General features: G+C 71.7%; 20 protein-coding genes. 13 read left to right on the plus strand and 7 right to left on the minus strand.

Annotated features, from left to right (window positions below; all coding sequences use genetic code 11):
• Positions 1 to 31 precede the first annotated feature (31 nt).
• Together AB0O48_RS10880 and AB0O48_RS10885 are read right to left on the minus strand one after the other, a co-directional pair.
• Positions 32 to 619, minus strand: coding sequence for a DUF1684 domain-containing protein (locus AB0O48_RS10880; RefSeq protein WP_365064719.1), 588 nt, complete (start codon positions 617 to 619; stop codon positions 32 to 34).
• A 33-nt stretch (positions 620 to 652) separates the two neighbouring features.
• The gene (locus AB0O48_RS10885) at positions 653 to 1,222 is read right to left on the minus strand and encodes a TetR/AcrR family transcriptional regulator (protein ID WP_365064722.1); all 570 of its coding nucleotides are present in this window, start codon (positions 1,220 to 1,222) and stop codon (positions 653 to 655) included.
• Positions 1,223 to 1,282: 60 nt separating this feature from the next.
• On the opposite strand from AB0O48_RS10885, the gene AB0O48_RS10890 reads away from it, so the two are divergent.
• Positions 1,283 to 1,771 carry an FBP domain-containing protein gene (locus AB0O48_RS10890; RefSeq protein ID WP_357245501.1) on the plus strand — a complete coding sequence of 163 codons (489 nt, stop codon included), beginning with the start codon at positions 1,283 to 1,285 and terminating at the stop codon, positions 1,769 to 1,771.
• 40 nt (positions 1,772 to 1,811) lie between these two features.
• Here the strand turns inward: AB0O48_RS10890 and AB0O48_RS10895 are convergent, their stop codons facing one another.
• Positions 1,812 to 2,345 (minus strand): GNAT family N-acetyltransferase, encoded by a 534-nt coding sequence (locus AB0O48_RS10895; protein WP_357245504.1) that lies wholly within the window; start codon positions 2,343 to 2,345, stop codon positions 1,812 to 1,814.
• A 157-nt stretch (positions 2,346 to 2,502) separates the two neighbouring features.
• Between AB0O48_RS10895 and AB0O48_RS10900 the strand changes: the two genes are divergently transcribed.
• From AB0O48_RS10900 to AB0O48_RS10910, 3 genes are all read left to right on the plus strand, one after another.
• The gene (locus tag AB0O48_RS10900) at positions 2,503 to 2,985 is read left to right on the plus strand and encodes a MarR family transcriptional regulator (protein WP_365064727.1); all 483 of its coding nucleotides are present in this window, start codon (positions 2,503 to 2,505) and stop codon (positions 2,983 to 2,985) included.
• Between the two features lie 10 nt (positions 2,986 to 2,995).
• Positions 2,996 to 3,982, plus strand: coding sequence for a pirin family protein (locus AB0O48_RS10905; protein WP_357245510.1), 987 nt, complete (start codon positions 2,996 to 2,998; stop codon positions 3,980 to 3,982).
• Positions 3,983 to 4,309: 327 nt separating this feature from the next.
• Positions 4,310 to 5,899: a phospholipase D-like domain-containing protein gene (locus AB0O48_RS10910; protein WP_365064730.1), complete on the plus strand. Its 1,590-nt coding sequence runs from the start codon at positions 4,310 to 4,312 to the stop codon at positions 5,897 to 5,899.
• Here AB0O48_RS10910 and AB0O48_RS10915 read toward each other — a convergent pair.
• Entirely contained in the window at positions 5,848 to 6,600 is a 753-nt protein-coding gene (locus AB0O48_RS10915) for a hypothetical protein (protein WP_365064733.1), read from the minus strand. The two genes, AB0O48_RS10910 and AB0O48_RS10915, sit on opposite strands and share 52 nt — an antisense overlap.
• A gap of 373 nt (positions 6,601 to 6,973) precedes the next feature.
• Between AB0O48_RS10915 and AB0O48_RS10920 the strand changes: the two genes are divergently transcribed.
• Together AB0O48_RS10920 and hrpB are read left to right on the plus strand one after the other, a co-directional pair.
• Positions 6,974 to 7,798, plus strand: a complete 825-nt coding sequence (locus AB0O48_RS10920) for a SigB/SigF/SigG family RNA polymerase sigma factor (RefSeq protein ID WP_357245517.1) — start codon at positions 6,974 to 6,976, stop codon at positions 7,796 to 7,798.
• Positions 7,799 to 7,880: 82 nt separating this feature from the next.
• Positions 7,881 to 10,409, plus strand: a complete 2,529-nt coding sequence (hrpB, locus tag AB0O48_RS10925; RefSeq protein WP_357245520.1) for an ATP-dependent helicase HrpB — start codon at positions 7,881 to 7,883, stop codon at positions 10,407 to 10,409.
• Positions 10,410 to 10,418: 9 nt separating this feature from the next.
• Here the strand turns inward: hrpB and AB0O48_RS10930 are convergent, their stop codons facing one another.
• Positions 10,419 to 11,144, minus strand: a complete 726-nt coding sequence (locus AB0O48_RS10930; RefSeq protein WP_357245523.1) for a protein phosphatase 2C domain-containing protein — start codon at positions 11,142 to 11,144, stop codon at positions 10,419 to 10,421.
• Between the two features lie 261 nt (positions 11,145 to 11,405).
• Between AB0O48_RS10930 and AB0O48_RS10935 the strand changes: the two genes are divergently transcribed.
• The 4 genes from AB0O48_RS10935 to AB0O48_RS10950 all read left to right on the plus strand — a co-directional run bounded on the left by AB0O48_RS10935 (position 11,406) and on the right by AB0O48_RS10950 (position 15,959).
• Complete coding sequence (locus tag AB0O48_RS10935) at positions 11,406 to 14,015, plus strand: glycoside hydrolase family 9 protein (protein ID WP_357569911.1); 2,610 nt, start codon at positions 11,406 to 11,408, stop codon at positions 14,013 to 14,015.
• Positions 14,016 to 14,091: 76 nt separating this feature from the next.
• The gene (locus tag AB0O48_RS10940) at positions 14,092 to 14,361 is read left to right on the plus strand and encodes a hypothetical protein (RefSeq protein WP_357569912.1); all 270 of its coding nucleotides are present in this window, start codon (positions 14,092 to 14,094) and stop codon (positions 14,359 to 14,361) included.
• A 131-nt stretch (positions 14,362 to 14,492) separates the two neighbouring features.
• Positions 14,493 to 14,654 (plus strand): hypothetical protein, encoded by a 162-nt coding sequence (locus AB0O48_RS10945; RefSeq protein WP_357245532.1) that lies wholly within the window; start codon positions 14,493 to 14,495, stop codon positions 14,652 to 14,654.
• 54 nt (positions 14,655 to 14,708) lie between these two features.
• A complete protein-coding gene (locus tag AB0O48_RS10950; RefSeq protein WP_357569914.1) occupies positions 14,709 to 15,959 on the plus strand; it encodes a DUF222 domain-containing protein in 1,251 nt (416 codons plus the stop codon).
• Between the two features lie 227 nt (positions 15,960 to 16,186).
• Here the strand turns inward: AB0O48_RS10950 and AB0O48_RS10955 are convergent, their stop codons facing one another.
• Positions 16,187 to 16,777, minus strand: coding sequence for a hypothetical protein (locus AB0O48_RS10955; RefSeq protein WP_357245539.1), 591 nt, complete (start codon positions 16,775 to 16,777; stop codon positions 16,187 to 16,189).
• Positions 16,778 to 16,832: 55 nt separating this feature from the next.
• Between AB0O48_RS10955 and AB0O48_RS10960 the strand changes: the two genes are divergently transcribed.
• Entirely contained in the window at positions 16,833 to 17,144 is a 312-nt protein-coding gene (locus AB0O48_RS10960; protein ID WP_357245542.1) for a hypothetical protein, read from the plus strand.
• Positions 17,145 to 17,412: 268 nt separating this feature from the next.
• On the opposite strand, the gene AB0O48_RS10965 is transcribed toward AB0O48_RS10960, so the two are convergent.
• A complete protein-coding gene (locus AB0O48_RS10965; RefSeq protein WP_357245544.1) occupies positions 17,413 to 17,688 on the minus strand; it encodes a hypothetical protein in 276 nt (91 codons plus the stop codon).
• Between the two features lie 469 nt (positions 17,689 to 18,157).
• On the opposite strand from AB0O48_RS10965, the gene AB0O48_RS10970 reads away from it, so the two are divergent.
• Both AB0O48_RS10970 and AB0O48_RS10975 read left to right on the plus strand, forming a co-directional pair.
• Positions 18,158 to 18,373: a hypothetical protein gene (locus AB0O48_RS10970; protein WP_334509531.1), complete on the plus strand. Its 216-nt coding sequence runs from the start codon at positions 18,158 to 18,160 to the stop codon at positions 18,371 to 18,373.
• Positions 18,374 to 18,586: 213 nt separating this feature from the next.
• Positions 18,587 to 18,727: a hypothetical protein gene (locus AB0O48_RS10975; RefSeq protein WP_357245548.1), complete on the plus strand. Its 141-nt coding sequence runs from the start codon at positions 18,587 to 18,589 to the stop codon at positions 18,725 to 18,727.
• The last annotated feature ends 2 nt before the right edge of the window (positions 18,728 to 18,729 follow it).

Genomic DNA, 18,729 nt, shown 5'->3' on the forward strand with positions numbered 1-18,729 from the left:
CGTCCCGGCACCATCCGGGGCGGGCGGCCGTTCAGTCGTGGTACGCCAGCTCGCCGGCGCGGATCTCGACCTCGACCCGGTTCTCCGGCGGCGCCAGGGGGCACGCCCAGCGGTCGTCGTACGCGCAGCTGGGGTTGTAGAGGTAGTTGGCATCCAGTCGGACCCGGTCGCCGGGCAGCAGCTCGACGCCTCGACCGAAGGTGCCCTTCACCGTGTCGGTGAGGTAGCGGCCTCCCCCGTAGGTCTCCCGCCCGCAGGTGCCGTCGCGCAGCGGCACGAACAGCCCGCCGCCGTACGCCTCGATCCACCACAGGGTCAGCGGCCCCCACGGCGTCTCGGCCACCGCCACCCGCCGGTACGCGACCACTCCGTCCGGGCCTCCGGTGTCGATCCGCAGCTCGCCGCTGGCCGACCGTAGGGGTGCCTCGACCACGGCCTCCGGGTTGGGCGGGAAGTAGCGCACCCCGGCGAAGCCCGGCCGTTCCGCCGCCGGGATCGGGCTCTGCGGGTGGGTGGCGAACAGGTCGTCGCGGCCGGCCCGGAACCCGGTCAGGTCGGCGTCGGACAGGTACAGCCGGGCCACCCGCTCGCGCCAGTCGGCCAGTTCCAGTTGATCCACGTGTCCGAGCCTAGGCCGTCGCGGTGGGGCAGCTCAGCGCGACGGCCAGTTGCTCAGAACCGCGTCGAGGGCGTCCAGGGTGCGCGACCACGAGTCGTCCGTCGCCCGCGGGGTGTGCCGGAAGCCGCCGGTGCGCTCCAGGCTGACGAACCCGTGGAACGTGCTGTGCATCATCCGGACGGCGTCGGTCTGGTCGGGCTCGGCGAGCCGGTAGCCACGCAGGATCGCCCGGGTCATCTCGGCGTGTCGGACGCCCGCGCTCGCCGCGGCGGTCTCCGGGTCCAGGTCGATCTGCATGGCGGCGTACCGGCCCGGATGCTGTGTCGCGTAGTCCCGGTAGGCGTTGGCGAAGGCCACCAGCGCGTCCTTGCCGGCGCGGCCGGCGAGCGCGGCGCCCACCCGGTCGGCCAGTTCCGCCAGCGCCAGCAGGGCGATGCGGACCCGCAGGTCCTGTGCGTTCCTGAGGTGGAAGTACAGGCTCGCGTCCTTCACCCCGAAACGGCGGGCGAGCGCGGCGACTGTCACGTTGTCCACGCCCACCTCGTCGGCCAGCTCGGCCCCGGCCAGCGTCAGCCGTTCGACGGTCACCCCGGCACGTGGCATGCAGCACTCTCCCAACCTAGCCATAATATTCGCTTGCCTAGGAGAGCTAGGCTACTACCTATGTTAGTCCTGACCGAATCCGCCATCCGCGCGTCCTTCGTCAACTGCAGCCGGGGCGAGGCGAAGCGGCTCACCGTACCCAACGATCTTGCGATGCGTCCCTGGGACGACCTCGACTTCCTCGGCTGGCGGGACCCCTCCGCTCCGCAGCGGGCCTATCTGGTCGCCGAGACCGACGGCAAGCTGGCCGGGGTGGTGCTGCGGGCCGCGAAGCACCAGATGGGGCGCGTGCGGCACAGCATGTGCTCGTTCTGCCTGACCACGCACCTCGGCGGCGGCGTCTCGCTGATGACCGCCCCCAAGGCCGGTCCGAGCGGACGGCAGGGTGACTCCGTGGGCACGTACCTGTGCTCGGACCTGGCCTGTTCGCTGTATCTGCGCGGGAAGAAGCACGCCGGGCCTCCCGCGCCCGAGCCACTGCCCCTGCCGGAGCGGATCGAGCGCGTCCAGACCGCCCTCGCGACCTTCCTCCGCAAGGTCACCGAGTGACGGCTCGGCGCGACCGGGCCGAAACGTGTGCGGACCCCGACTACCTGTCGGTCGACAGACGGGCGTGCAGGTGCTCGTCGTAGCGGCGGCCGTCACCGTAGCGGTACGACTCGCGCAGCGTGCCCTCGGCGGGGTAGCCGGCGCGCTCGGCGACCCGGCAGGACGCCGGGTTGGCCACCGCGTGACACAGCTCCAACCGGTGCAACCGCAGGTCGCTGAACGCCCAGTCGGTGAGCCGGACGACGGCCCGCACCGCCACCTGCCGCCCGCGCGCCGCCGGCGCCGTCCAATAACCGATGGACGCGTCGCCGTGGTGGATGCTGTGCAGCGACACCGAGCCCAGCAGCTTCCCGTCGGCCGCCGAGGCCACCGCCAGGGAGACGTGGTCACCGGCGGACCAGTCGGCCCGGCGGCGGACCCAGAGAAGCGCGGCCTGATCGTCGATCGGGCCGCCACCCTGCGGGTTCCACTGGGCGATGGCCGGATCGAGCAGGGCTTCGCGCACCGCCGGCGCGTCCTCGTCTCGCCAGGGGCGCAGCAGCAGGTCGGCGGTGGTGAGCTCCAGGTGTTCCACGAGGCCGGAGTCTGGCACATCGCGCCGCCGTCGCACCGCTGATTTTGCATCCACTTCCTTCAAGTTTGCAGAAACCGGCGGCTCGGCGGCCCGAACGTGACCCAGGCAACGCTCAACAGCAGTAGTTAAATTTTGAACAAGTGCTATCGTCGTGGTCATGACTGAGAGCCTGGACCGCACCCGAGAGGCCGCCTGGCGCGCCTACATCGAGGCCAGCCAGCGTCTCTACACCCAGTTGGAAGAGGATCTGCGCGCCGACAGCGAGCTGACCTTCGCCGACTACCACGTGCTGGTCCTGCTCTCCGAGGCACCGGGGCAACGGCTGCGGATGGGCGAGTTGGCCAACCGGCTGATTTTCTCGCCCAGCCGACTGACGTACCAGATCTCCTCCATGCAGCGCCGCGGCCTGGTCAGCAAGGAACCCTGCCCGGACGACCGACGCGGCAGCGAGGCGGTGCTCACCGCCGCCGGGCTGCTCGCCCTGTCCGAAGCCGCACCGCACCACCTGGCGTCGGTTCGCGCCCACCTCATGGACGACCTCGACGACGCCGAGGTCGCCTGCCTCACCCGGGTCTTCGACCGGCTCGGCCGCCGCCTGCGCGCGGCCCGGACCGCCTCGTCCACCCACGCCACCCGTTAAGGAGCCTCCGATGCCCGCGATCACCGTCGACAACGTCGTTGTCCTGCCGCGCCTGCCCCACCTCGGCGAGAGCACCGCATTCCGCAAGGTCCGCACGGTGACCACCGCGCCCAGCGGCTTCGAGGGTGAGGGCTTCCCGGTCCGTCGCGCCTTCGCCGGGGTGTCGACCACCGACCTGGACCCGTTCATCCACCTCGACCAGATGGGCGAGGTGGACTACGCGCCGGGCGAGCCCAAGGGCACCCCGTGGCACCCGCACCGCGGCTTCGAGACCGTCACGTACATCATCGACGGCATCTTCGACCACCAGGACTCCAACGGCGGTGGCGGCACCATCACCGACGGCGACACGCAGTGGATGACGGCGGGCAGCGGCCTGCTGCACATCGAGGCGCCGCCGGAGCACCTGGTGATGAGCGGTGGGCTCTTCCACGGCACCCAGCTCTGGGTCAACCTGCCCCGCTCGGCCAAGATGAACCCGCCCCGCTACCAGGACATCCGGGGCCGGCAGTCGGCGCTGCTCACCACGCCCGACGGCGGCGCGCTGATCCGCGTCATCGCCGGTGAGATCGCCGGGCACCGCGGCCCGGGGTCGACCTTCACGCCGATCACCATCACCCACGTCACGGTGCAGCCCGGGGCGCAGGTCGACCTGCCCTGGCAGCCCGACTTCAACGCCCTGGTGTACGTGCTCGGCGGTCGCGGCACGGTCGGCACCGAGCGGCGGCCGGTCCGCACCGGCCAGCTCGCGGTGCACGGCCCGGGCGACGCGCTGCGCTTCGGCGCGGACACCGCGCAGGACAGCAACACCCCGGCGCTGGATCTCTACATCATGGGTGGCAAGCCGATCCGGGAGCCGGTGGCGCAGTACGGCCCGTTCGTGATGAACACCCGCGACGAACTGCTCCAGGCGTTCGACGACTTCAAGGCCGGTCGACTCGGCGTGATCCCCACCGAGCGGCTGCCGCACACCGGCGGCCAGGGCGCCCGGCCCTGACCCTTCGTCGGCACTGAGGTCGGCGCCGGCGCCCCCGGTTCACCACGGGTGCGCCGGCGCAAACCTCAGGAGACCGCAAAAATCCCAGCCACACCAAGAATCACCATCACCAACACCGCTACCAGCGCACCCCGTTCGCTCTCCACCGCCGGCTCGCGGTACTCGGTCACGGGGTTCGTTGTGTCGCGGGGCATGGTGTGGCCTCCTCGGCTGTTGTCGCGTCGCTGCGATGGCGTTGGCCAGGTCACCGGTCTGCCGGGCTGGCGTGCGGACCCGCGTCGGGGGTCCTACCGTGAGGACGTTGCCGACCTCCAGGGGGGCTGGACGTTGCCGTCGCAGGACTGGTTCCTCACCGCGCAGGAACGCGCCAACCCGGTGTCTGGGTTACCCGTCTGGACCAGGGGAAACCTCGCTGAGCCGCTGATTCACGGTGCCGCCTACTTCGACCGGCTGGTCGACGAGGTGGAGGCACTGGGGCCTGGCGACCACCTGTTCTTCACCGACTGGCGCGGTGACCCGGACGAGCGGCTGCGTCCCGACGGCCCGACCGTGGCCCAACTCTTCGCCCAGGCCGCCCAGCGCGGCGTGGTGGTCAAGGGACTGATCTGGCGCTCGCACCTCGACGTCCTCGCCTACAGCGAGGCGGAAAACCGCGACCTCAGCGAGACGATCTCCGCGGCCGGTGGCGAGGTGCTGCTCGACCAGCGGGTCCGCCGTGGCGGCTCGCACCACCAGAAGCTCGTGGTGCTGCGGCACCTGGACGCACCCGAACGGGACGTCGCGTTCGCCGGCGGAATCGACCTGTGCCACAGCCGGCGCGACGACGCCGCTCACCACGGTGATCCGCAGCCGGTCCAGATGTCCCCCCGGTACGGCACCAACCCGCCCTGGCACGACGTCCAGCTCGCGGTGCGGGGCCCGATCGTCGGCGCGCTGGACACGCTGTTCCGCGAACGCTGGACCGACCCGATGCCACTGGACTCGGAAAACCCGGTGGCCTACCTACGGGACCGGTTGCGCGGCGCGGACCTGCGGCCGGATCCGCTGCCCGAGCAACCCGCCGACCCGCCCGAATGTGGTCCCCACCAGATCCAGGTGCTGCGCACCTACCCCGCCGTCCGCCCGCGTTACTCGTTCGCGCCCGACGGCGAGCGGACCGTGGCCCGGGGTTACACCAAGGCGGTACGTCGCGCCCGCCGACTCATCTACCTGGAGGACCAGTACCTGTGGTCGGCCGAGGTGGCGGACCTGTTCGCGCACGCGCTGCGGGACAACCCGGAGCTGCACCTGATCGCCGTGGTGCCCCGACACCCGGACGTGGACGGCAGGTTCGCGCTGCCACCGAACATGGTCGGCCGCGAGCAGGCGCTGTCGCTGTGCGAACGGGCCGCACCGGACCGGGTGCACGTGTTCGACGTGGAGAACCACGCCGGCGATCCGGTCTACGTGCACGCCAAGGTGTGCGTGGTGGACGACGTCTGGGCCAGCGTCGGCAGCGACAACTTCAACCGCCGGTCCTGGACGCACGACAGCGAGTTGTCCTGCGCGGTGCTCGACGACACCCGCGACGAGCGGGCGCCCACCGACCCGGCGGGCCAGGGCGACGGCGCGCGGGCCTTCGCCCGGGACCTGCGACTACGGCTCTGGCGTGAGCACCTCGACCGGGATCCGGACGGCGCGGACGACGCCGACCTGCTCGACCCGGCGGACGCCGTCGCGGCTGTCACGGCCGCCGCCGACGCGCTGCAACGCTGGTACGACGACGGCCAGGTGGGTGAGCGACCGCCCGGCCGGCTGCGCCCGCACCGCCCCGAGCGGCTGCCGTGGTACACCCGTGCCTGGGCGCTGCCGGTGTACCGGCTGGTCTACGACCCGGACGGCAGGCCGCTGCGGGCGAGGCTGGCCGGCACCTGGTGAGTCGACCGGAGCGGCTCCGCCGCGGCGGCGACCGGATGCACGCTCAACCCACCGGGGTAGGCGAATGAGGAGCGCGGCGAGTAGTAGCCGAAGCCGATGGTCAGCGGGTTGGCCGGGCGGAGCGCGTAGATCGGATGCCCCGGCTGGAGGAACTCCACCGACTCGATCTCGAACGGGGCCACCGGTTCGGCGACGAAGGGGTAGACCGAGCTGAGGAGCTGGCCGTCGCGGCGGGTGAAGTAGCGGTGGTGACCGCTGCTGATCGCGTGGCCGGTCTCCCCCACCCGGCACCGTGCCCGGATCAACGTCGTCCCGTCGATGTCCGTCTCGGAGAGCAGGGCCTCGCCGCGCACCTCGATCCGGGTCCGGCCGGTCAACACCGGGGCGCCGCGGGCGGCCGCGTACTCACGGACCACGGTGCTGGAGGCCACGTAGGTGGTCCACCAGCCGCCCGGGTTGAGCCCACCGGGCGCGTCGACGCCGAGGAGCGAGACGCCGAGATAGGTGAGCGAGTACGCGCCGAAGCCGGAGGTCTGCGTCTCGTCCTCGACGATGTACTGGTTGAGGAACACCTGGTGGTCGGGGCGCGGGCACAGGCCCGGTGGGACCAGTGCGGCGACGGCGTCCGGGTCGGCCGGGATCCAGCTGAAGTAGAGCGTGCGACTGTTCACGACGAGCTGGGGAGCGGCTGGATCGAGCACGGTGCCTCCGAACCGGGTGTGTACACGCGACGCTACGGCCGGTCCCACCGGCGGGACAACGACGGATAGTCGACACTTCTGTTCACCTGTCGGATTCCATGTTGACCACACGACTGATGCGGTGGCTCCATCCGGCCGGGGCGGGCCGGGCCGAGCGGCTGAGCGGGGCCCCGGATGGGTAAGTGTGATCACAACTCCCCCAAACCGCGCCCTATTTGTACCTTTTGTTACAGGAAACGCCTTAAGTGCATCAGCCTTTCGGCTAGATTTCGGGGAGACGATCAGGCTAAGGTGAGTCCCGAACGGCCCATTGAAAGCTAAACCAAAGCGTCACACCTTTTTGTCCGCGGACGAGGTGCAGGGAGGACCACCCATGACCGCGCCAACGATCACCGAGCAGCCGAGCACCACGGCGAAGGCCAGCACCAAGCTTGACCCCCGCGCGCTCACCGACAGCGCCGCCGACCTGCTCAACGCCATGGCGGCCCTGCCCGCCAACCACCCGTCGCGCGCCGCACTGCGGGACCGCGCCATCGAGGCCTGGCTGCCGCTGGCCAACCACCTGGCCCACCGCTACAGCGGCCGCGGCGAGCCGACCGACGACCTGGCCCAGACCGCCGCGGTCGGCCTGATCAAGGCCATCGACAAGTTCGACCCGTCCCGCGGTGTCGACTTCGCCGGGTACGCGATCCCCACCATCATCGGCGAGCTCAAGCGGCACTTCCGGGACCGCACCTGGGACATCCGGGTGCCCCGCCGGCTCCAGGAGCTGCGGCTGGCCATCTCCGACGCCAACAGCTCGCTGCTGCAGACCCTCGGCCGCTCGCCGACGGTCGCCGACATCGCCGCCCACCTCAAGCTCACCGAGGAAGAGGTCCTGGAGGGCCTGGAGGGCGCCCGCGCCTACAACGCGGTGTCGCTGTCCACCCCGACCGGTGACGGCGAGCGCGCCACCGAGCTGGGTGACATGCTCGGCGGCGAGGACAACGAGTTCGAGCTGGCGGAGCTGCGGGTCGCTCTCGGCCCGGCGCTGGCCACCCTCGACGAGCGCGAGCAGAAGATCCTCACGCTGCGCTTCTACGGCAACCTGACCCAGTCGCAGATCGCCGACCAGATCGGTGTCTCGCAGATGCACGTCTCCCGGCTGTTGACCCGCGCGCTGACCAAGCTGCGCGGCCAGCTCGACGGCACGTACTGAGGTAGCGACGACGGTGGGCCGGGTCGACAGACCCGGCCCACCGTCGTACCCGGAGGCACCCGCGCCGGTGCGAGACTGGGCCGTGCTCTCCGACGTAACCCTGGACCTGCCGGTACGCCCGGTGCTGCCGGCGCTTGTCGCGGCACTCGACGCGGCCGGGGCCGGCGTCCTGGTCGCTCCGCCGGGCACCGGCAAGACCACCCTCGCGCCACTGGCCGTGGCCGACCGGGTGAGCGGTCGGGTGGTGATCGCGCAACCCCGTCGGGTGGCCGCGCGCGCCGCCGCCCGACGGATGGCCGAGTTGCTCGGTGAACGGGTCGGCGACCGCGTCGGCTACGCGGTGCGCGGCGAGCGTCGGGTCAGCTCCGCGACGCGGGTGGAGGTGGTCACCACCGGCCTGCTGGTCCGCCGGCTGCACCACGACCCGGAGCTGTCCGGCACGGGCGCGGTGCTGCTCGACGAGTGCCACGAGCGGCAACTCGACGCCGACCTGGCGCTGGCCTTCACGGTGGAGGCGCGGGCCGCGCTGCGGCCGGATCTGTGGCTGCTGGCGATGTCCGCCACCCCGGACACCGACCGCTTCGCCGCGCTGCTCGGCGGGTCCGCCCCGGCCCCGGTGGTACGGGCCGACTCGGCACTGCACCCGGTTGAGCGGATCTGGGCCCCGCCGGCGCGCCCGATCGTCACCTCCGGTGCCGGGCCGGTGGATCGGGCACTGCTCGACCACGTGGCCGCGACCGTCCGGCGGGCGCTGCGCGAACGCGCCGGTGACGTGCTGGTCTTCCTGCCCGGCGCCGGCGAGATCGCGGCGGTCAGCGGGCGGCTGGCCGACCTGCGGGACACCGTCGCCCTGTTGCCGCTGCACGGCCGGCAGCGGGGCGCCGAGCAGGACGCGGCCCTGCGTCCCGCCGACCGACGCCGGGTCGTGCTGGCCACCGCGCTGGCCGAGACCAGCCTGACCGTGCCGGGCGTACGGGTGGTGGTGGACGCCGGGCTGTCCCGTGTGCCCCGCATCGACCTGGCCCGTGGGCTGGGCGCGCTGGTCACCGTGCCGGTCTCCCGAGCCGCCGCCACCCAGCGGGCCGGTCGGGCCGGTCGGGAGGCCCCCGGGTACGTCTACCGCTGCTGGTCCGCGGCGACCCACGAACGGTTGCCCGCCCGCGCCGAGCCGGAGATCGCCACCGCCGACCTGACCGGCTTCGCACTGGAGCTGGCCGCCTGGGGCCGGCCGGACGGCGTCGGGCTCGCGCTGCCCGACGCGCCACCGGCTGCCGCGCTGACGGTGGCCCGGGACACCCTGCTCACCCTGGGCGCGGTCGACGTCGACGGTCGGATCACCGCGCGGGGGCGGGCGATCGCCGCCGCCGGCGCGCACCCACGGCTGGCCAGGGCGCTGCTCGACGGCGCCGGTCGGGTCGGCGCGGACCGGGCGGCCGAGGTGGTCGCCCTGCTCGCCGAGGAGGGCGCGGCCGGCCCCGGCGACGACCTGGTCGCCGGTTGGCGTCGGCTGCGCGCCGGCGTCGACGCGGGGGCGACCGCCCGCTGGCGCACCGAGGTACGCCGGTTGCGGGCCGCGTTACCCACCGGCTCCCCGACCGACGGCCGCGCCGCCCCCGGCTCGGGTGGGCTGAGCGACGATCTCGCCGCCGGGCTCCTCGTCGGTCTGGCGTACCCGGAGCGGTTGGCCCGGGTGCGGCGGCCGGGCGGATCGTCGTACCTGATGACCGGCGGGACCGCCGCGGAGCTGACGGCCGGGTCGGGGCTGGCCGGGTCCGACTGGCTGGCGGTGGCCGTCGCGGACCGCAACCCCGGCGCGCCGTCGGCCCGGATCCGCCGGGCCTCGCCGGTGGACGAGGCGACGGCCCGGGAGGCGGCCGGCCCGCTGCTCCGGACGAGTCGCGAGGTGGGCTGGTCCGACGGTGACGTGGTGGCCCGGGAGGTGACCCGACTGGGCGCGATCGAGCTGCTCCAGCGGCGGCTGGACCGGCCGGAGCGGGCGGAGGTGGCGGCGGCCGTGTTGACCGGTCTTCGCCAGGAGGGGCTGGGGCTGCTGACCTGGACACCGGCGGCGCGGGCGCTGCGGGAGCGCCTCGGGTTCCTCCGGCACCACCTGGGCGACCCGTGGCCGGAGGTCAGCGACGAGGCGTTGCTCGACGCCGCCGCGACCTGGCTGGGTCCCGAGCTGGCCGGGGCTCGCCGTCGGGCCGACCTGGCCCGGGTGGACGTGCCGTCGGCACTGCGCCGGTTACTGCCCTGGGCGCAGGCCGCCCGCCTGGACGAGCTGGCCCCGGAGCGGATCGAGGTGCCGAGCGGGTCCCGGGTACGGGTGGACTACACCGATCCGGCCGCGCCGGTGCTCGCCGTGAAGCTCCAGGAGACGTTCGGCTGGTCGGCGGCCCCCCGCATCGGTGCCGGGCGGACACCGGTGCTGCTGCACCTGCTCTCCCCCGCCGGCCGGCCGGTGGCGGTCACCGCCGACCTGGACTCGTTCTGGCGTACCGGCTACCCGCAGGTGCGCGCCGAGTTGCGCGGGCGCTATCCCCGGCATCCGTGGCCGGAGGATCCTCGGACGGCGACCCCCACCCGGCGCGCCGCGCCACGCCGACGCTGAGCGCCGGCGCTACTCCTCCAGGACGTCGGCCACCACGACACTCACGTTGTCCGGTGCGCCGGCGTGCAGTGCCAGATCGATCAGCTTGCCCGTGCAGGCGGTCCGATCGGGATAGTCCCTGAGCACCTCGGTGAGGGTGTCCGGGCGGACGACGTTGGAGAGGCCGTCGCTGCACAGCAGCCAGCGGTCGCCGACCCGGGGCACCATGGTCGAGTACGACGGGTTGACCTCCTCACCCTGGAGCGCCTGGGTGACGACGGCGCGGCGCGGATGGCTGCTGGCCTGGTCCGCGGTGATCACGCCCTGGTCCACCAGCATCTGGACGAACGTGTCGTCCCGGGTGACCTGCTTGAGCACGCCCTCGCGGAACAGGTAGGCCCGGGAGTCGCCGACGTGCGCGAGGGCCAGGCAACTGCCGGTCCGGGCGAACAGCAGGGCGGTGAGTGTGGTGCCCATGCCCTGGCGCTCGGGATCCTCGGCGACCGCCTGCCGGATCCGGGAGGTGGCCAGCGCGATGCCACCTTCGAGCGCGGCCACCAGGGCGTCCTCGGGGGTTTCCAGGTCCAGCGGAGCCAGCGCGTCGATGGTGAGGGCGCTGGCCAGGTCGCCGGCGGCCATCCCGCCCATGCCGTCGGCGACGGCGACGAGCCAGTTCCCGGCGTGCAGGGCGTCCTGGTTTCCGCTGCGGATCAGCCCACGGTCGCTCGTTCCCACGGAACGCAGCTTCAGGGTCATGGGAGGCAGCCTGCCAGGCGAAGGGCGCAGTTGTCTCTAGGAGATCAGGACGACGGCGCGTGGCGCGGCCAATCTCACGTCCACACGCCGGTGTCCCGGGCCGAGCCGGGCGCGGCGGTCGCCCTCGTCGCGCGCCAGAACCCATCCAGTCAGATCAATTGACACGCGGTGCCGCCGCTGGAAACATCGAGCCGTTACCTGGGAGCGCTCCCAGGTTTTCGGTCACCACCACCGTCCCCCACCCGTCCGGAAGGACTCCCCGTGACGAGATCCCGACGCCGCCTCCTGTTGGCCGCGGCGACCACCCTGGCCCTCACCGGCGCGGGCGCCGGCGCGGCCCACGCCGCGCCACCGCCGGATGCCCCCGAGCAGATCGACAACGGCGACTTCAGCGAGGGGGTGAGCCCCTGGTTCTCGTTCGGCACCGGCGCACTCGCGGTCACCGACGGGCAGCTCTGCACCACCGTGGCGGGCGGGCTGGCCAACCCCTGGGACGCCGGCATCGGCCAGGACGGGGTGCCGCTGATCGCGGGCGCCGAATACACCCTCGGCTTCGCCGTCTCCGCCACCCCCGGCGCCGCCGTCAAGGCCGTGCTGCAACTGGGCAGTGCCCCGTACACGACGTACGCGGCCGTCGACGCCACCGCGACCGGCACCCTCCAGCGGGTCGAGCAGACCTTCACCGTCCCGGACGACAATTCCAACGCCCAACTGATCTTCCAGGTCGGCGGCTCCGCCCAGACGCAGACCATCTGCCTCGACGACGTCTCGCTGCGCGGCGGCGAACCGCCCGAGCCGTACGTTCCGGACACCGGGCCGCGGGTGCGCGTCAACCAGGTCGGCTACCTGCCCGGCGGGCCGAAGAACGCCACAGTCGTCACCGAGTCCACCAGCGCGCTGCCGTGGCAGCTGCGCAGCGCTGCCGGTGCCGTCGTGGCCAGTGGCACCACCACCGCACGCGGTGTCGACGCCGCCTCCGGCCAGAACGTGCAGACCGTCGACTTCTCCAGCTACCGCACCCCCGGCAGCGGACTGACCCTCACCGTCGACGGCGAGACCAGTCACCCGTTCGACATCTCCGGCGCCGTCTACGACCAACTGCGCTCCGACTCGCTGCAGTTCTTCTACGCCCAGCGCAGCGGCATCGCGATCGACGGCGACCTGATCGGCGACGAGTACGCCCGCCCCGCCGGACACCTCGACGTGGCACCCAACAAGGGCGACACCAACGTGCCCTGCCAGCCGGGCGTCTGCGACTACTCGCTGGACGTGCGCGGCGGCTGGTACGACGCCGGCGACCACGGCAAGTACGTGGTCAACGGCGGCATCGCCACCTACCAACTGTTGAACACCTTCGAGCGCACCAAGACCGCGGCGACCGCCGACGGCGGCGCCGAACTCGCCGACAGCACGCTGCGGGTGCCGGAACGCGACAACGGTGTGCCGGACATCCTCGACGAGGCCCGCTGGGAGCTGGAGTTCCTGCTGCGCATGCAGGTACCAGCCGGCAAGCCACTGGCCGGGATGGTCCACCACAAGATCCACGACCAGAACTGGACCGGGCTGCCGCTCGCGCCGCAGGACGACCCACAACCGCGTGAGCTGCACCCGCCGTCGACCGCGGCCACCCTCAACCTGGCCGCCACCGCCGCCCAGTGCGCGCGACTGTTCGCCCCCTACGACGCGGCGTTCGCGACCCGCTGCGGCACCGCCGCGACCACGGCCTACGCCGCGGCCAAGGCCCACCCCGCGGTGTACGCCAGCCCGACCGACGGCACCGGTGGCGGCGCGTACGACGACAGCAACGTCACCGACGAGTTCTACTGGGCGGCGTCCGAGCTGTACCTCAGCACCGGCGCGGCGACCTACCTGACCGACCTGACCGCGTCGCCGCACCACACCGGAGACGTGTTCGAGGCGCGGGGCTTCGGCTGGCAGAGCGTGGCCGCGCTGGGCCGCCTCGACCTGGCCACCGTGCCGAACGGGCTGCCCGCCGCCGACCTCACCCGGGTCCGCGCCTCGGTCACCACCGCGGCCGACGCGTACCTCGCGGAGCTGCGCCGGCAGGCGTACGGGCTGCCGATGCCCGGTGACGCCAACAGCTACTTCTGGGGCGGCAACAGCAACGTCATCAACAACGCCGTCGTGCTGGCCACCGCGTTCGACCTGACCCGGAACCCCGCCTACCGCGACGGGGCCGTGCAGGCGATGGACTACATCTTCGGCCGCAACGCCCTGAACATCTCCTACGTCACCGGGTGGGGCGAGCACGCCGCGCAGAACCAGCACAGTCGGATCTTCGGCCACCAGCTCGACCCGAACCTGCCCCGACCGCCGGCCGGCTCCATCGCCGGTGGACCGAACGCCGCCCTGCAGGATCCGTTCGTGGCACAGCTGCTCGCCGGCTGCAAGCCGATGTTCTGCTACGTCGACGACATCAACTCGTACTCGACGAACGAGGTGGCGATCAACTGGAACTCGGCGCTGACCTGGATCGCCTCGTTCCTGGCCGACCAGGGTGACGCCGGCGCGGTGCCGGCCAGCACCTGCTCGGTGAGCTACAGCAACTACGGCACCTGGCAGGGCGGCACCGGGTTCACCGCACAGCTGACCATCCGCAACACCGGTGCCACGGCCGTCAACGGCTGGAACGTGCGCTTCGCGTTCACCGGCGGCCAGCGGGTACGCGAGGCGTGGTTGGCGAAGGTCACCCAGTCGGGTGCGACGGTGACCGCGAAGAACGAGTCACACAACGCCAAGATCAATCCCGGCGGCACCGTGACGTTCGGCTTCAACGCGACGACCTCCGGCGGCGCCAACCCGAACCCGGGCCTGGTCACCGTCAACGGGAATCCCTGCTCGCTGTCCTGAGCACGCACGCCTGGTGGCCGCCCTCCCCCCGGGCGGCCACCAGCTCCGCTGGACCCGGGTACCTACCATCGCGAGCATGGATGGACGAGTGTGGATCCCGGTCGGGGTGGCCGCCCTGCTGCTCGCCGTACTCCTGGTGGCCGCGCTGCTGGTCGGGGCGCGACGCCGTCGTCGCGCCCCGACCGGAGCCGACGAGACGATGCGTCGGGCGCGCCAGGCGATCGCGGCGAGCGGGCACCGTCAGCGCCGCCAACGCCGGGGCACCATGCGCGGCAAGGGCTACGGCGGCAACGACAGCCAGGCCTACAACAGTGGTCACGCCAGCGACTCCGGCGGCGGGCCCTGACCGCCCGCCTCGATCGTCGACGTGGCGGGCGGCGACCCGGACCCCGGCCGGAGTTCGGGCCGTCTCAGCGTGCGCCCGGGCCCGCGTCTCACGCCCGGTGCCTACCTGCCTTCGGAGGTGGAGCCGTGCCCATGGACGACGGACCCGTGACGCCAGCGCTCCTGATCTGGACCGCACAACGGGTGATCAACCAGCATCGCAAGCCGCCGAGCCGCTGCGCGCAGTGCCAGGACGACGGGTGCGAGATGTTGACGTGGGCGCGCAACGCGCTCAAGGTCGGCAGGCACGAATAGCCTCCCCACGCGCGGGTCGCCGAAGTTGTCGTACACCTGTTCTATTCTCGGTGGGTGTTCGAGGAGTTGGCGCAGGCGGAGGCGGCGGTCGCCGCCTGCGCCGACGCGCCGGCCTGGGCTCTCACCGAGCCCGACCTCGTCGCGGCTCTCGACGCCGCGCACCGGCTTGAGAGCCGTCTGGCGGCCGTGCGACTGACCCTGGTGCGTGAGCTGGACGGCCGGGGCACGGCGGTGGCGCAGGACGCGTCCTCGACGGCGGTCTGGCTGCGCGACCGGCTACGGCTCACGGTCCCCGCCGCCCGCCGACTTGTCGACCTCGCCGGCGCGCTGGACACCGGCCCACCGGGGGTGCGCGCAGCTCTGGCCAGTGGGGCCATCAGTGTGGAGCAGGCCCGGGTCATCGGCGCGACGGTCGGCGACGTGCACGCCGCCGCCGGCGCCGAGGCCGCCGACAAGGCGGTCGATGTGCTGGTCGAGTGGGCCGGGCAGTTCGAGCCGACCCTGCTGCGCAAACTCGGCACCCGGATCCTCGACCACGTCGCCCCGGAGGTTGCCGACACCGCCGCCGAGGCCGCGCTACGGGCATCGGAGTCGCGGGCCGCCCGCGACCGGCACGTCATCGTCAGCGAGCAGCCCGACGGCCGGCTCCGCCTCACCGGCATCCTCAACACCGAAGCCGCAGCCGCGTTCCGCGCCGCCATCGACCCACTGACCACGCCCAGCGGCCCCGACGACACCCGCACCCCGGGCCAGCGCCGCCACGACGCCCTCACCGACGTGTGCCGGCTCGCCCTGCGCACCGGCGAGCTACCCGAGAACGGCGGCGACCCCGTCCAGGTCGTCGTCACCACCAGCTACGACGGGTTGACCCAGCAGTTGGGCACCGGCGCTCTCGACACCGGCCAGCAGATCAGCGCCGAGACGGTGCGCGAGCTCGCCTGCGACGCCGCCATCCTGCCCGCCGTCCTCAACAGCACCGGTCAGGTCCTCGACGTCGGCCGGCAACGCCGCCTCATCACCGGCCCGCTCCGCCGCGCCCTGGTGCTGCGCGACCGAGGCTGCGCCTTCCCCGGCTGCGACCGCCCGCCCCGCTGGTGCGACGGCCACCACATCCGACACTGGGCCGACGGCGGCCCGACCAGCCTCGACAACGCCGTCCTGCTCTGCGGCCACCACCACCGACATCTCCACCACAGCGAGTGGGTCGTGCGGCTCGGCGGCGACGGGCATCCCGAATTCGTGCCACCCGCCTGGCTCGACCCCGAACAGATCCCCCGCCGAAACCACTACCACCGGCGGACGTGATCGCCCGCGCCGATCCGAATCGGGCGAACGCAGTGCGGCCGACGAACACGCCAGGCCCAGAGGCCGGCTGAGAGCGATGGGCACGACGCGTCGCAAGATACCGGGCACCCCCGATAGGTCCATGAATGCCCCCGACGTACGGGGTGAGACCGAGGATGCCTGGCGTCAGCGGTTCGACCTACACGGACCAAGGTGTTCTCCCAGCGGGTAACAGTGACCTGGCTGGTTCAGAACGGCGGGGTGGGGTCGAACGTGGATGGCTTGCGACGCAGGAACGGTAACCAACGCTTCAAGCCCCTGTACTTGGCCGGATGGAAGATTACACGCTCGGGTGGATCTCCCAACGTCCGCGTCCAGCGAAGACCTGCGACATCAGTGAACTCGACCGTGACCAAGGCTTCTCGCGGATCATACGAGCCGTAGTCGAGAGCCAACGGTGGATCACACTGCACGACCCCCGAGGCTTGCCCCTCGATTACCTCGCCCCACCTTTCTTCCGTCCACCCATCGATCGAGACGACGGCATCGAAGATCGGCGCTTGGCTGTGGTTCTTGACCCGCCAGTGCACCCCGACCATCGTGCCGACGGGATAGCCAGTTTCCTTATCGGTGCCGGCCATCTCTAGGCCAGCGATCTGAGCGACGACCAACCGCGCCTGCGCTGCCTCGCTGTCGCGCTGCTCATCACGACGTACACGGATCTCGTGGCGGAATAGCAGGCCGGTGAAAATCACGGCTGCGGTCGACATCACCAGACCGGCGAGGCTCCCCCACGCCTGCATCCAGTCGGTGATCTTCGGAGCCTCAGCAGCAAGCACCCGGCCAGGGTAGGGCCATCTGTCCACTCTGGCCTTCGTCCGCCATCCTGACGAGGTGACCACTCCCCTGCAGCCTGCCACCTCGACCCGGTCCCTCGCCCGAGACGTCTTGGTCAACGTCCTGGCCAACCTCATAGCTGCCGCGATCGTCTACGTCTTGGCAGTTCTTGGCGGCTACCTGAAGTCGAACCCGCTTATCCTTGGGCTGGCATTCGCAGTCCTGGCGCTTGCGGGCATACCCGCCGTGTTGTACATGACCCTCTGGTCCGACCGACGCCACACGAGAATTGGCGACTATTTGACCTTTGCAGTCATTGCATGCCTGGTGGCCGCAATCGCCATGTGGAAGATTGGCACAATGCCTTAGCAATGGTTCACACGCTCGACAGGCGCTGACATGGCAGTCCCGCCAGATGAAGACGACGTCTCAGACCAGATGGGAAGGTATTAGGAATGGTCAGGACTCCTCTTACGTGGGCTGGACAACGGTCCAACTGGCCACGGAGGACAGCCATGGCCGAATCGACCAAGCCCGCTGCCACCACCGCCAAGGCGACCGAGGACCGATGATCACCCGATGGCCCACACAGACACGCTCAACGACTGACCCGTGCGGGGATAGAGGCCGATATGACTTAGGCCGTTACGCGCGAACTGGACCGCCTCGGTTGCACACCCGCCGGGGCGGTTCGCCGTTGGATGACAATCCCGGCCCTCATGACGTACAGCTCGCGCCTGGCCGTAGCCAGCCACTTCGCGTCGAGTACGTACCCGATTATCCACATCCAGCCGTTGTACGGGTCGACCTCGCCGACCAGCACCAGCCGGACCCGTAGCGCTCGGTCGCCGGTGAACTGCGGCGAGCAGGCAGCGCCGATCAGCACGACGTCTCCGGCCTTCACGCTAGCCACCGGAGGAACCTGCGGCACACGGCGTCGGCGGGAGCCCAGGACATGCCCTGCGTTGCTGCCACCAGGTGCGGCCCCAGGTAGATCCGGAGGACTACCGACGACGGGGCGTACTCCCCGAACAGCTCCCCGCGGCGCGTGGCACAGGGCCAGGGCCGGTCGCATCCCTCGCACAGCCACAGCGGGAGGACCGGCCCGTGCGCGGTCATCGGTTCTCACCCGGCCAGTGGCCCCGGTTGATCGGGACCTTGTGTCTCGTCCGGCAGGGCAGCTCGTTCCCGCACTTGCAGACGTTCCGCCACTTGACCCACGACCACACCGGCTGATGCCTGCGAGCCAGGGTCATGGCTACTGCCGCCAAGTATTCGCCGTAGGGCACGTGTCGGGTCATGCGTCCACGGTCGTCGCCCCGGTCGGATTAGTCAACTGGCAATATCCGAAAGGAAAGGGCGAGTCGCTTTACGTTCGGGCTATGGACCGAGGGCCAGGGCAGCTCATGGGGCCGTACGAAATCGCCGAGCGCCTGGGCGTCTCGCGGCAGCGGTTCCAGCAGCTCGCCCGGTACCCCACCTTCCCGAAGCCGTACCAGGAGCTACGGGGAACGAAGGTCTGGCTGGCCGAGGACGTCGAGGCGTGGATCAAGAAGTACCGCCAACCGCGCCCAACCGAGGACGACACCCCGGACTGACCGGGCAGGACGTAGCCCGCCCGGCCACCCGTCACACGGCTACCCACGCCATCAGCGGACCAGCCGCGGCGACGGGTTCGATGCTGGACAGTCCCACGTGCCACATGACACCTCGGGAGCGCTGGGGCAACGGATGCGCCCGTAGGCGGGCTGTGACGGGCGCCGCAGCGCTCGGGGCATCGACACCCACGCGTCGGATCTAGGGTCGGACGTGTGGGCATCCGGGCGGGGATTCGGGGCCGCTGGCGGTCGCTGTCGCCGCTGCCGCCGCCGGGCCGGCTGCGTACCCTGTCGCTGGCCACGCTCGCCAACACCGTCGGGACCGGGCTGTGGGTGACCGGCTCGGCGCTCTAACG

This window comes from Micromonospora sp. NPDC085948 (assembly GCF_040686315.1).
Taxonomy (GTDB): Bacteria; Actinomycetota; Actinomycetes; order Mycobacteriales; family Micromonosporaceae; genus Micromonospora.